The sequence below is a fragment of the Variovorax sp. UC122_21 genome (genome assembly GCF_044056785.1).
GTDB lineage: Bacteria > Pseudomonadota > Gammaproteobacteria > Burkholderiales > Burkholderiaceae_C > Variovorax.
Genome location: NZ_CP172003.1, coordinates 606,407 through 618,749, shown reverse-complemented (window position 1 = coordinate 618,749; position 12,343 = coordinate 606,407). Strand labels below are relative to the sequence as shown.

The following is a 12,343-nucleotide window of genomic DNA, read 5'->3' as shown; positions in this document are numbered from 1 at the left end:
TGGGATGGAAGGGCGTCAGTCGATGCCGAGCACGACGTTGCCGAGGACCTCGCCGCGCTCCACCAGCTCGTGCGCGCGCACGATCTCCTCGAGCGGCAGCAGCTGGCCGATGGTGTGCAGCAGCAGGTCGTCCTCGAGCAGCGGCAGCAGTTCGCGCAGGCATGCCTCGCGCTCGCCCGGCGCGATCTCGTAGATGGTGAAGAAGCTCAGCGCGGCGCTCTTCTGCATCAGCGTCACGGCCGGCAGCACGGCATCGAGGCCGGTCGTGCCGTAGACCACGACGCGCGCGCCGGGCTTCAGCAACTTCGGGTAGTGCGCCGCGTTGCGCGCGAGATCGACCTCGATCACGCGGTCCACGCCCGCGCCGCCCGTGAGGGCCTGCACGCCGTCGCCGAGGTCCTGCTCGCGGTAGTCGACGACATGGTCGGCACCGGCCGCGATGGCGTGCGCGGCCTTGCGCGCCGAACTCACGCTGGCGATGACCTCGGCGCCGCGCAGCTTCGCGAACTGGATCGCGTAGTGGCCCACCGATCCCGCGCCGCCGGCCACCAGCACGCGCTGGCCGGGGCCGCAGTCGGCCAGGCGCACGGCGTGCAGCGCGGTGAAGGCCGGAATGCCCAGGCAGGCGCCCTCGGCGAAGCCCAGCGCGGCCGGCAACGGCACGGCCTGCGCCGACGGCAGCGCGACGAAGTCGGCCGCGGTGCCGAAGGCGCGCCGCCATTGGGCGTTCCAGGTCCACACGCGCTCGCCGATGCGCGCGGCGGGCACGCCATCGCCCACCGCGTCGATCACGCCGGCGCCGTCGCTGTGCGGAACGATCAGCGGCGCCACCAGCGCGCGGCCACCGCCGCCGCGCCGCATCTTCCAGTCGGAGGGGTTCACGCCCGAGGTGCGAAGCCGCACCCGCACCTCGCCCGGGCCGGGCTCGGGCCGCGGCTGCTCGCCGACGCGGATCACCTCGGCCGCTTCGCCCTGGCGCGTGTAGAAGGCGGCGCGCATGGTGCTCATGCCTCGCTGCCCGCGACGACGCCGCGCCGCTTGAGCTCGGCGATCTGCGCGGGCGTGAGGCCGATCTCGGCGAGCACCGCGTCGGTGTCCTGCCCGAGGCGCGGTGCGTTGCGCCGCTGCGCACCGGGCGTGCGCGAGAGCTTGGGCACGATGCCCGGCACCTGCAGCGCATCGCCGTCGCCGGTGTCGATGGTCTGCAGCATGCCGCGCGCGAGGTAGTGCGGATCGGCCGCGATGTCGGCCACCGAGTAGATGCGGCCGGCCGGCACCGAGGCCTCGTCGAGCCGCGCGAGCACCTCGGCCACGTCGCGCTGCGCGGTCCAGGCGCCGATGGCGGCATCGAGTTCCGCCACGCGCGCCACGCGGCCGGCGTTGTCGGCCAGCGCCGGATCGGCCGCGAGATCGGGTCGCTCGATCGTGGCCATGAGCCGGCGGAAGATGCTGTCGCCATTGCCCGCGATCAGCGCATAGCCGCCGTCGCCGCAGAGGTAGGCATTGCTCGGCGCGATGCCGGGCAGGGCGCTGCCGGCCGCGCCGCGCACCGCGCCGAAGGCGCTGTACTCGGGCAGCAGGCTTTCCATGCAGTTGAACACCGCCTCGTAGAGCGCCACGTCGATCACCTGGCCGCGGCCCGAGCGCTGGCGCTCCTGCAGCGCCATCAGGATGCCGATCACGCCATGCAGCGCGGCCAGCGTGTCGCCCAGCGAGATGCCCACGCGCACCGGCACCCGGCCGGGTTCGGCCGTGAGATGGCGCAGCCCACCCATGGCCTCGGCCACCACGCCGAAACCGGGGCGGTCGCGGTAGGGGCCGGTCTGGCCGTAGCCGCTCACGCGCAGCACGATCAGCCGCGGGTTGGCCTCGAGCAGCGCCTCGGGGCCCAGCCCCCAGCCCTCGAGCGCGCCGGGACGGAAGTTCTCGATCAGCACGTCCGATTCGGCGGCGAGCCGGCGCACGATGGCCTGCGCCTCGCTGTCCTTGAGGTCGAGCGCGATCGAGCGCTTGTTGCGCGACTGCACCTGCCACCAGACCGAGGTGCCGTCCTTCAGCAGCCGCCACTTGCGCAGCGGATCGCCGGCGCCGGGTGGCTCGATCTTGATGACCTCGGCACCGAAGTCGCCGAGCGTCTTGGCGGCGAAGGGGCCCGCGATCAGCTGGCCCATCTCGAGCACCTTGAGGCCCGCGAGCGGACCGCGCGCTTCGCTCGTCGTCGTCATGCCGGCACGATGCGCATCGGCAGCCGGTCGAGCGTGCGCATCTGGTTGATCGGCCGGTAGCTGGCCGGCGCCGTGAGTTCCATGCGCGCCACGCGGCGGCTCAGCGCGCCGATCAGCGCTTCCGATTCCTGGCGCGCGAGCATCTGGCCGATGCAGGCATGGATGCCGTTGCCCAGCGCGACGTGGCTGCCCGCGAGCGCGGGGCGGTCGACGTCGAAGCGCTCGGGCTCGGGGAACTGGCGCGGGTCGCGGTTGGCCGCGCCCATGAACACGCCGATCTTGGTGTCGGCGGCCAGGCGCACGCCCGAGAGCTCGGTCTCGCCGCGCGTGGTGCGGTAGGTGACCTGGAACGGCGTCTCGTGGCGGATGCCTTCCTCGAACGCGGCCTTGACCTTGGCCGGCTCGCCGCGCACGCGCTGCCACTGCGCCGGGTTCTTCGCGAGCTGGTGCAGCGTGAAGCCGATGCCGGCGATGGTCGAGTCGGTGCCGCCGCCCACGAAGCTGCGCACCACGTTCGAGGCGATGCCTTCGTCGAGCTCGCCCGCGTCCTCGGCGCGGAACAGCAGCTCGGCGATCGAGTCGGGAATCACGCCCTGGCGCGACACGCTCTCCTCGAACCACGCGAGGTAGGGCTGCGCGGCCTGCATCGCGCGCTCGTAGAGCGCGTTGCGCGGGCCGCTCTGGTTGAAGCGCATCTCGCCGATGGCCAGGGTCTCGGTGCGCGGCAGCCGCACGCCCACCGCGGCCGGGAAGGCCTCGAGCACGAAGCGCTCGGCGCAGTCCTCCACGCCATCGAACTCGCGCTGGTCCAGCAGTCGTTCGACCAGCGACTCGGCCTTGCGCTCGAAGCCTTCCTTCCAGCGCCGGATCACCAGCGGCGACAGCAGCCGCGTGACCACCGAGCGGATCTTCGTGTGGTCGGGCGGGTCGGCCTCGAGCAGCCGGCTCGGGATGCGGAACTCGCCGGGCTTGCGGATGTCCTGGATGCCGATGCCGCCCGCGTTGGTGAAGCGTGCATGGTCGGCCAGCACGGTCTTGGCCTCCGCATGGCGGCCCACGGCATAGATGCCGTGCGGCGCGATGAAGGCCACGGGACCGGCTTCGCGCAGCGCCTCGTGGAACGGATAGGGATCGAGCAGCACCTCGATCGCGTACGGGTCGATGTCCAGCACGGGCGCGTCGCGCAGCGCGACGGGTTCGGCGGTGGTGGTCATGCAGGGGCTCCTGGCGTGGGGGAATGCATCGAGTCTCGATGGCCGTCCGCCGCGCGTCAGTCCCCTTGACGGGGACGGCGCGGGCCCATCGCGGGCCCGTCGCGCGCTTGCGTCCCCGGCAAGGGGACAGACGCCGCGCGCGCCGCTTGATGTACTCGCGCCGGCTCGAAGAACGACCATCCCCGGAACCAGGAGACACACACATGCGCGCTTCCCTGCTAGCCCTCGTGGCCTGCACCGCCTTCGCGACCGCGGCGACGGCACAGGCCCAGAAGATCTACGGCCCCGGTGCCAGCGACACCGAGATCAAGCTCGGCCAGACCGTGGCCTACAGCGGTCCCGGCTCGGCCTATTCGATGGTGGGCCGCATGTCGGTGGCCTACTTCAAGATGCTCAACGAGACCAGGGGCGGGGTCAACGGACGCAAGATCAACCTGCTGTCGGTCGACGATGCCTACAGCCCGCCCAAGACCGTGGAGGGCACGCGCAAGCTGGTCGAGTCCGACCAGGTGCTGGCGCTGGTCAACTCCATGGGCACGGCCTCGCAGACCTCGGTGCAGAAGTACCTCAACGGCAAGAAGGTGCCGCAGGTGTTCTTCTATGCCTCGAGCCCGAACCTGCACGATTCGGCCACCACGCCGTGGACCGTGCCCTTCTCTTTCGCCTACGACATCGAGGGCTCGATCTACGGCAAGTACCTCGTCGAGTCCAAGCCCAACGCGAAGATCGGCGTGCTCTACCAGAACGACGACGTGGGCAAGTCGTACATGCGCGGCTTCCGCAAGGCGCTGGGCGCGAAGCAGTCGAACATCGTGAAGGAGGTGAGCCAGGAGATGAGCGACCCGACCGTCGACTCGCAGATCCTGCAGCTGCAGGCCTCGGGCGCCGAGGTGCTGGTGGCCTTCACCTCGAACAAGGCACAGGCGCAGGCGATCCGCAAGGCCGCGGCGATCGGCTGGAAGCCGTTCTACATCGTGCCCTACGTGTCGAGCTCGATCAGCGGCGTGCTGACGCCGGCCGGCCTCGACAACTCGGTGGGGCTGGTGTCGAGCTACTGGTTCAAGACGCCATCGGACCCGACCTGGAACAACGACAAGGCGATGCAGGAGTACCTGGCCTTCTTCAAGAAGTACCTGCCCAATGACGATCCGGGCGACACCACCTCGGTCTACACCTACATGGGCGCGCAGCTCACGGCCCTGGTGCTCGAACGCTGCGGCGACAACCTCACGCGCGAGAACTTCCTCAAGCAGGTGCAGGGGCTCAAGGACATCGAGCTCGGCATGCTGCTGCCCGGCATGAAGATCAACTTCCGCGCCGACGACTACTACCCGATCCGGCAGGCACGGCTCGCGCAGTTCGATGGCAAGTCGTGGAAGCCGATGACGGAACTGATCACCATCGAGCGCTGAACGCACGCGGCTCGCGCGGCTCGCGGCCGCGGGCATGACGAAGGTCATGCCGGGGCTTGCTTGGCGAAGCGCACGCCAGCCTCTACGATGAGGCCCCCTTGTCCCGCGGGCCCGCCGCCATGTCCACCTCCGCCCGAGCCGCCGTCCTGCTGGTCGACGACCATGCGCTGGTGCGCCTGGGCTTTCGCGCGCTGACGCAGGCGCATGGCGCCTACACCGGCGAGGGCATGGAGGCGCTGGAAGCCAGCACGCTGGCCGAGGCGATGGCGCTCTACGAGCGGCACCGCGGCGCCATCGGCCTGGTGCTGCTCGACCTCGCGCTGCCCGACACGCAGGGCCTGTCGGGGCTGGTCGATTTCCAGGCCCGCTTTCCCGACGCCACCATCGCCATGCTCTCGGGCAGCCGGCAACCGGCCCAGGTGCAGGCGGCGCTCGCGATGGGCGCGGTGGCGTGGCTGCAGAAGGGCGGCGACCTGCAGGAGCTCGCGCACTTCCTGCGCCGCTGGCGCGAGGACGGCGTGCCGCCGCCGGCCGATGCAGCCGATGCGGCCGATCCCGCGACGGCGCCGGGTCAGGCCCTGGGGCTGCGCCAGCAGCAGGTGCTGCGGCACGTGCTCGAGGGCATGTCGAACCGCGAGATCGCCGAGGCGATGTCGCTCGGCGAGGGCACGGTGAAGAACCACGTCACCAGCCTGCTGCTGCGCTTCGGCATGCGCTCGCGCTCGCAGCTCATCAGCCGGCTCGGCGCACAGGGCTGAGCGGTGGGCGACGACGGGCTGGATACGCTCGGGCTGCCTGCCGCCGATCCGGCGCGGCAGGCCCGCGTCGAGGCGCGCGTGCGCGAGCGGCAGGCCGACCAGGTGCTGGCCTACCTGCGGCGCCTGCCCTATTCCTATGCCGGCTTCGTGCTGGTGGCGGTGATCGGCTGGCGCCACGGGCTGCGGCTGTCGCTGCCGTGCTGGCTCGCGGCGCTGGCCGTCGTCACCTTCCTGCGCTGCCGCCAGGGACGCCGGATCGAGCGCCTGGGCCCTCCCGCGCGCGCGGCCGCGCTGCCGGTGCTGCTGCGCGGCTTCCTCGCGGGTGGGCTGCTCAATGGCGCGATCCTGCCCTTCGTGTTCATGGCGCCGGGCGACGACTTCGCGCCGCTGGCGGTCTCGGCGATCCTGATCCTGGTGCTCTCGGTGGGCGCCGACGGGGTGGCCGGTTCCACGCGCGCCTTCGCGAGCCTCTTCCGCTGCCGCCCACGCTGTTGATGTCGCTGGGCTGGTTCCTGCGCGGCACGCCGATCGACGTGCTGATCGGCTTCGGCCCCTGGCTCGCCTACTTCCTGCTGCTGGCCGGCGTGCGCGACCGCGCGCGCACCCTGCATGCGCTGATGGAGATGGTCGACGCCAACCTGCACCTGTCGAACGTGGCGCGCGAGGAGCGCGACCGCGCGCGCGAACTGAGCGCCGCCAAGACGCGCTTCCTCGCGGCCGCCAGCCACGACCTGCGCCAGCCGCTGCATGCCATCAGCCTGTTCGGCGCCGCGCTCGAGCACGAGCTGGGCGGCCATCCCGCGCAGGCCAATGCGCGCCGGCTGATGGGCGCGGTGCGCACGCTCGACAGCTCGCTCGACGCGATGCTCGACATCTCGCAGCTCGACGCGGGCGTGGTCCGCACCGAGCTGCGGCCGTTGCCGCTGCAGGGCCTGCTCGAGCGCGTGTTCGACCTGTTCGAGCCGCGCGCCAACCAGCGCGAGCTGGAGCTGCGCGTGCGCTCCAGCCCGCTGTGGGTGCGCAGCGATGCGCAGCTGCTGCAGCGCCTGCTGGGCAACCTGGTGGACAACGCGCTCAAGTACACCGAGCGCGGTGGCGTGGTGGTGCGCGCCCCGGGCGCGCGGCGACGCGGTGTGGCTCGAGGTGCGCGACACCGGCATCGGCATCGCCGAGCAGCATCGCGCGCGCGTGTTCGACGAGTTCTACCAGGCCGGCAATGCCGGGCGCGACCGCTCGCGCGGCCTCGGCGTCGGGCTGTCGATCGTGCAGCGCATCGCGGCGCTGCTCGCGCATCCGCTGGTGCTGCGCACGCGCGAGGGGCGCGGCACCTGCTTCCGGCTGGTGCTGCCCGCGGCCGAGGCGCCGCCGGTGGAGGCCGTCGCCGCGGCGGCCGCGCAGCCCTGGCAGACCGTGTTGCCGCCGCTGCGCCGGGGCGAACTCGCGCGGCGCGTGCTGGTGCTCGACGACGATGCCGACGCGCGCGCGGCGATGGTCGAGGCGCTGCGCGCCTTCGGCGTGCAGGCCGCGAGCGTGGACACCGAGGCGGCCGCCCTGGCGGCCCTGCGCGAGGCGCAAGAGGGCGGCGCGCCGTTCGAGGCCGCGCTGTGCGACTGGCGGCTGCGCGACGGCGAGGATGGCCTCGCGGCCGCGCAGCGCCTGCGCGCGGCCGACGGCGGCCTGCACGTGCTGATGGTCACGGGCGAGACCGACCCGCTGCGGCTGCAGGCGCTGCAGGCCAGCGGCCTTCCGGTGCTGTTCAAGCCCGTGGAGGCCCGGCACCTGGTGACGGCGCTGGTGATCGATCGCGCCATCGGCCGAGCCGCGGCGGCGGCCTCTGCCTGAAGGCATAGGCCGCCGCCACATGACCTTCTTCACTCACTGCCCGGCGCGGCTTGCTTCTAACTTCTGCGGGTGGCGCCTTCGGGCGCGGTCCACCCATTGCACGAGGAGAAGCACATGCATCCCATCCTGCCGGCACGCCGATCGCGGCGCGGCGTCGCCCGTTTCGCCACCGCGCTCGGCCTCGCCTTGCTGCTCGCGGCCTGCGGTGGGGGCGGCGGCGGGGGTGGCGTCGGCCTGCCGGTGGTCCCGCCGACACCGGCCCCGGCCGAAGGCAGCGCCACGCTCGGCGCCGAGGGCGGCGTGGTCGAAGGCCCCGACGGCGTGCGCGTCACCGTGCCACCCGGGCGCCTTGCGCGAGCGCGTCACCTTGCGCATCGCGCGCGACGGCAGCGGCGCGCCCGGCATGCCGGCCGAGGCGCAGCGGCTGTCGGCCGTCTATGCCTTCACGCCGCACGGGCAGCAGTTCGACCTGCCGGTGGAGATCCGGCTGCCGATCGATGCATCGGGCCTGCCCGCGGACCGCAGTCCGCCCGTGCTGCTGAGCCAGCCCGGCGAGCCGTGGATCGGCCTGCCGGCCGACGAGGTGAAGCGCGACGGCAACGCGGTGCGCTTCCTCAGCACGCATTTCTCGTGGGGCCTGGCGGCCTGCGAATACAAGTGCACCGACGGCCAACCGTGGTTCGGCGGCGCGCTGCTCGGCAGCTACACGCTGCTGCCCGCGCAGGCCGTGCCGGGCCAGCCGCAGTACAAGCTGATCGACCAGGCGGGCACGCGCACCGCGCGCCTGCAGGTGAATGCCATCGCCTACCAGCCCGGCACCAACCGCACCTGGTGCGAAGGCCCGATCACGCTGCGGCTGATGCGGCACGACGGCCGCGGCACGCGCAGCTTCATCGCCAGCCGCGTGCTGGCCGGTCCGGGCAGCGTCGACGTGCCGGTGGCTTTCGACCACGGCTTCAACGGCACCGGCGGCCTGTACGCGGACTGGAGCTGCACCTTGCGCAGCGGCTATCCGCCCAACGTGGCCTTCGCCTACGACGGCTGGCCCCATCCCTTTGGCGTGGCCGCCGTGAAGGTGGCGATTCCGGTGCCGGTGGCGGCACCGGTCATCACGCGCCAGCCCGCGGATGCAACGGCGGGCGCCGGCCAGGCGGCGAGCTTCAGCGTGGCGGCGACGGCGCCCGACAGCCTGTTCGTGCAGTGGCAGCGCAGCGACGACGCGGGCGCGACCTGGCGCAACGTCGGCACCGGCACCAGCTTCTCGGTGGCGAACGTGCAGGCGGCCGACCATGGCGCGCTGATCAGGGCCCAGGTCTGCAACGCGCGCGGCCTCACGCTGAACTGCATCGATTCGAACGTGGTGCGGCTCGACTACACCGGGCCGATCGCGCCCGCCATCGTGCAGGCGCCGCAAGACCTCTCGGTGGTCGCGGGGCAGACGGCCTCGTTCACCGCCACCGCCAGCGGCCGGCCCGCGCCGACCTTCGCATGGTTCCGCAAGGCCGCCGTCGGCGACCAGCAGGTGGGCACCGGCGCGACCTACACCACGCCGGCCACGCAGCTGTCCGACGATGGCGCGCGCTTCTATGCGGTGGCGACCAACAGCGGCGGGCGCGCGGTGTCGAGCGAGGCCGTGCTGCGCGTGGCCTCGGCCGCGCAGGCGCCCACCGTGGGTGCGATCTCGGCGGCGCCGGGGCTGTCGATCGTGGCCTGCGCCAGCGTGACCCTGAGCGCCACCGCGAGCGGCACCGCGCCGCTCCAGCATCGGTGGCGCCGCAACGGCACGCCGCTGGCCGACGGCGCGCAGGCCGTCAGCTGCAACGGCAGCCCGGCCACCGTGAGCGGCGCGGGCAGCGCCACGCTGGTGCTCGGCAACGTGCCGGCGGCCTGGAGCGGCAGCAGCCTCGACCTCGCGGTGAGCAACAGCGCGGGCAATGCCAACGCCGCGGCGGTCACGCTCACCGTGACCGCACCGCCGAGCGGCCAGGGCTGGAGCCCGGGCGCGACGATCCGCGCGCCCTTCGATGCATCGCCTTGGAACTACGGCGACGCCGCCCTGCAGGGCTACGGCAACGGCGATGCCTGGGCCCTGCTGAGCGACGGCGGGCGCAACGTCTGGGCCACGCGCTACCGCGCGGCGTCCGGCGCCTGGGATCCGGCCGAGCCGATCGCGGCGGTCGCCGAGGCCGCGCAGGCGGCGCCCGTGGGCATCGCCACCGACGACCAGGGCCGTGCCGTGGCCGTCTGGGTCGAGATCATCAACGGCATGCCGCGCCTGTGGATGCGCCATCACGGCGGCACGGCCTGGAGCGCCGCGCGGCGGCTCGACGACGGCGCCGATCTCGGCGAGAGCGTGCGCATGGGCCTGTTCCCCTGGCAGCAGGCGCGCGTGCAGCGCTCGGGCGGCCAGGCGCTGATCGCGTGGTCCAGCACGCACGACAGCCTGGGCAGCACGGTGCGGGTGCGCCGGCTGCGGCTGTCCGACGGCCTGCTCGAAGCGGCGAGCACGCTCGGCAGCTCGATCGCGTCGCTCGAGCGCGATACCTATCGCATGCCGCTGCAGCTCGCGGTGAACTCGCGCGGCGACGCCATGGCCTTCTGGCATCACCTCGACGGCACGGTGCGCGCCGCGCGCTATGCGTTGTCCACCGAGCAATGGACGCTCTGGTCCGGTCCCGGGCCCAATGCGGCCGACTACCCCGCGTTCGCGCTCGACGGCACCGGCCGCGCCTGGCAGGCCGTGCCCGTGGACAGCAACGGCCAGGGACAGGAGATCGACGTCTACAGCCTCGGCCCGGCCGATACGCGCTGGACGCCGCACGGCTTCGTCACGGCCGGCCGCCTCGGGGCCCACGGCGCGCCGAAGCTGGTGGCCGACGATGCAGGCAACGCGATCCTCGCGTGGCCCTGCGGCACCTGCGCGGGGGCCAACCTGCCGATGAACAACGCGCCGATCCACGGCAGCCGCTTCTCGGCCGCGACCCAGGCCTGGAGCGCGCCGCAGCAGCTGGACCCGCGCGCCGCGGGCAGCAACGGCTTCGTCGACATGAGCAGCTTCGACCTGCGCATGAACGCGCGCGGCGATGCGCTGCTGAGCTGGGCCTACACCGAGAACGTGCTGGGCAACGGCACGGGCGTGGGGCTCAGGATCCATGCGCGGCAGTTCCGGTCCGACACGCTCGCATGGGCGCGGTCACGCAGATCGCCGCCTCGAGCCTCGGCGAGCATTTCGCGCCGGTCGCCTGGCTGGCGCCCGATTCACCGCGCGCCATGCTGCTGTGGTCGCACGCGCCGGGCGGGCAGGGCACGCAGGCCGGCTGGTCCGTCTACCTGCCTTGAGGGCAGGGCGACCGACTCAGGGCCGTGGCTGGCGCTCGATGCTGAGCTCGCGCCGGCAGCTCATGTCGGCCATGCGGATCGCCTGCGGCGCGCTGTCCATCGAACGGCCCGTGGGCTCGAGCGCGCCCCACTGGTTGCGCGTGAGCTCCACGCCATAGCGCATCTCCCAGCGCTTGCCGACGATCTGCTCCATGCAGTGCTCGGCACCCGCATAGCGTTCCGCCATCTCGATCCCGTCGGCCGGATCCGCCTGGACGGCGGCGGTGGCGAGCAGGGAACACAGGAGGAGGGCGGCGCGTGCGGGGAAGCGAAGGAGCATGGTGGATGCGAAGGAGGGGATTGAACAAAAGTCGCGGATTTTAACGACCGGCTCGCGCACGATGCCGGCCGTTACAAGATGACGCGGCTCAGTCGCGCAGGCTGCTCGCGAGCCGCACCACCTCGGCCAGGGTCGCGAGCTGCCCGGCGTGCTCGGTCGCGAGCCGCGCGAGCTTCCTGCGGCCCGCGGGCAGCAGGTGCACCTCCACCTGGCGCCGGTCGACGGCGCTGGGCTTGCGCACGACCAGGCCCGCTTCCTCGCAGCGCGACACCAGCGCCACCACGCCGTGCGGCTGCGCCTGCAGGCGCTCGGCCAGCTCGCCGATCGAGGCCCAGTCGCGGCCCGGGAAGCCTTGCGTGTGGAGCAGCAGCTGGTACTGCAGCGCGGTGATGCCTTCCTCGCGCGCGGCGTCCTCGCTGAAGCGCAGGAAGCTGCGCAGCGTGTAGCGGAAATCGGAGAGGGCTTCGAAGCGTTGCTTCTGGAGCGGGCTGGAGGACGTCGACATGGGCGGGAGCGGCGGAGGAAAGGGGAATGTATCAGCCGGTCCGGAGGCCCAGAGGGTAATTACTCATGTTGTGACATAAAACATGTCATAGCATGATGGAACTGATCGGAAGCTGACCATGGGTCCGCGATCGATTTTTTCGCGCGGGCGCCCTGCGTTCGTTGTCACCCACCCCCGCTTCGCCTGCCCGCGTCCATCGGCGCGGTCGGTCGCGGCGTTGCCTCCTCCTCCAAACCCATGAAGATCAAGAGCCAGAAGGACTTTCTGTCTGGAGCCATGTTCATCTGCGTCGGCGCGGCGTTCGCGATCGGCGCCACCAACTACACCATCGGCAGCGGGGCGCGCATGGGGCCCGGCTACTTCCCGTTGATGCTGGGCATCCTGCTCGCGATCGGCGGCGCGGTCGTGCTGGCGGGATCGCTGCGCTTCGGCACTCCGGACGGCGAGCGCGTCGGGCGCATCGCCTGGAAGCCGCTCTTGCTGATCATCGGTGCCAACCTGGTGTTCGGCGTGCTGCTGGGCGGCCTGCCGACCTGGAGCGTGCCGGCCATGGGTTTGATCGTCGCGATCTACGCGCTGGTCGCCATCGCGAGCATCGCGGGGCCGCGCTTCTCGATCCGCACGGCCTTGATCCTCGGGACCATCCTCGCGATCGGCAGCTACCTGACCTTCATCGTCGGCCTGAGCCTGCAGTTCCAGGTCTGGCCCACCTTCATCAGCGGCTGAGGA

Annotated in this window: 10 protein-coding genes and 1 pseudogene; 7 read left to right on the top strand and 4 right to left on the bottom strand. The window is 72.2% G+C overall.

Translation table 11 applies throughout. From position 1 onward, the window contains the following. Positions 1-15 precede the first annotated feature (15 nt). The 3 genes from ACHMXE_RS03195 to ACHMXE_RS03185 are packed head-to-tail and all read right to left on the bottom strand — an operon-like array spanning position 16 to position 3,439. A complete protein-coding gene (locus ACHMXE_RS03195) occupies positions 16-1,008 on the bottom strand; it encodes an NADPH:quinone reductase (protein ID WP_395346793.1) in 993 nt (330 codons plus the stop codon). Further along, positions 1,005-2,225 carry a CaiB/BaiF CoA transferase family protein gene (locus tag ACHMXE_RS03190; RefSeq protein ID WP_395346791.1) on the bottom strand — a complete coding sequence of 407 codons (1,221 nt, stop codon included), beginning with the start codon at positions 2,223-2,225 and terminating at the stop codon, positions 1,005-1,007. The genes ACHMXE_RS03195 and ACHMXE_RS03190 overlap by 4 nt, the downstream gene beginning before the upstream one ends. Continuing rightward, positions 2,222-3,439: a cytochrome P450 gene (locus ACHMXE_RS03185; protein WP_395346790.1), complete on the bottom strand. Its 1,218-nt coding sequence runs from the start codon at positions 3,437-3,439 to the stop codon at positions 2,222-2,224. Before ACHMXE_RS03185 ends, ACHMXE_RS03190 begins: the two co-directional genes overlap by 4 nt. A gap of 203 nt (positions 3,440-3,642) precedes the next feature. Between ACHMXE_RS03185 and ACHMXE_RS03180 the strand changes: the two genes are divergently transcribed. From ACHMXE_RS03180 to ACHMXE_RS03155, 6 genes and pseudogenes are all read left to right on the top strand, one after another. Continuing rightward, positions 3,643-4,851, top strand: coding sequence for an ABC transporter substrate-binding protein (locus ACHMXE_RS03180; RefSeq protein ID WP_395346789.1), 1,209 nt, complete (start codon positions 3,643-3,645; stop codon positions 4,849-4,851). A gap of 119 nt (positions 4,852-4,970) precedes the next feature. Then, positions 4,971-5,609, top strand: a complete 639-nt coding sequence (locus tag ACHMXE_RS03175; protein ID WP_395346788.1) for a response regulator transcription factor — start codon at positions 4,971-4,973, stop codon at positions 5,607-5,609. Positions 5,610-5,612: 3 nt separating this feature from the next. Then, the gene (locus tag ACHMXE_RS03170; protein ID WP_395346786.1) at positions 5,613-6,104 is read left to right on the top strand and encodes a hypothetical protein; all 492 of its coding nucleotides are present in this window, start codon (positions 5,613-5,615) and stop codon (positions 6,102-6,104) included. Beyond that, positions 6,104-6,442, top strand: a pseudogene (locus ACHMXE_RS03165) (histidine kinase dimerization/phospho-acceptor domain-containing protein); the annotation flags it as partial. The gene ACHMXE_RS03170 and the pseudogene ACHMXE_RS03165, both read left to right, overlap by 1 nt. A 259-nt stretch (positions 6,443-6,701) precedes the next feature. Continuing rightward, positions 6,702-7,451 (top strand): ATP-binding protein, encoded by a 750-nt coding sequence (locus ACHMXE_RS03160; RefSeq protein WP_395346784.1) that lies wholly within the window; start codon positions 6,702-6,704, stop codon positions 7,449-7,451. 349 nt (positions 7,452-7,800) lie between these two features. Further along, positions 7,801-11,133 carry a hypothetical protein gene (locus tag ACHMXE_RS03155; protein ID WP_395346783.1) on the top strand — a complete coding sequence of 1,111 codons (3,333 nt, stop codon included), beginning with the start codon at positions 7,801-7,803 and terminating at the stop codon, positions 11,131-11,133. 64 nt (positions 11,134-11,197) lie between these two features. Here the strand turns inward: ACHMXE_RS03155 and ACHMXE_RS03150 are convergent, their stop codons facing one another. Continuing rightward, positions 11,198-11,614, bottom strand: a complete 417-nt coding sequence (locus ACHMXE_RS03150) for a MarR family winged helix-turn-helix transcriptional regulator (RefSeq protein WP_203206813.1) — start codon at positions 11,612-11,614, stop codon at positions 11,198-11,200. A gap of 237 nt (positions 11,615-11,851) precedes the next feature. Between ACHMXE_RS03150 and ACHMXE_RS03145 the strand changes: the two genes are divergently transcribed. Continuing rightward, on the top strand, positions 11,852-12,340 hold the full coding sequence (locus tag ACHMXE_RS03145) for a tripartite tricarboxylate transporter TctB family protein (RefSeq protein ID WP_203206814.1): 489 nt from the start codon (positions 11,852-11,854) through the stop codon (positions 12,338-12,340). The last annotated feature ends 3 nt before the right edge of the window (positions 12,341-12,343 follow it).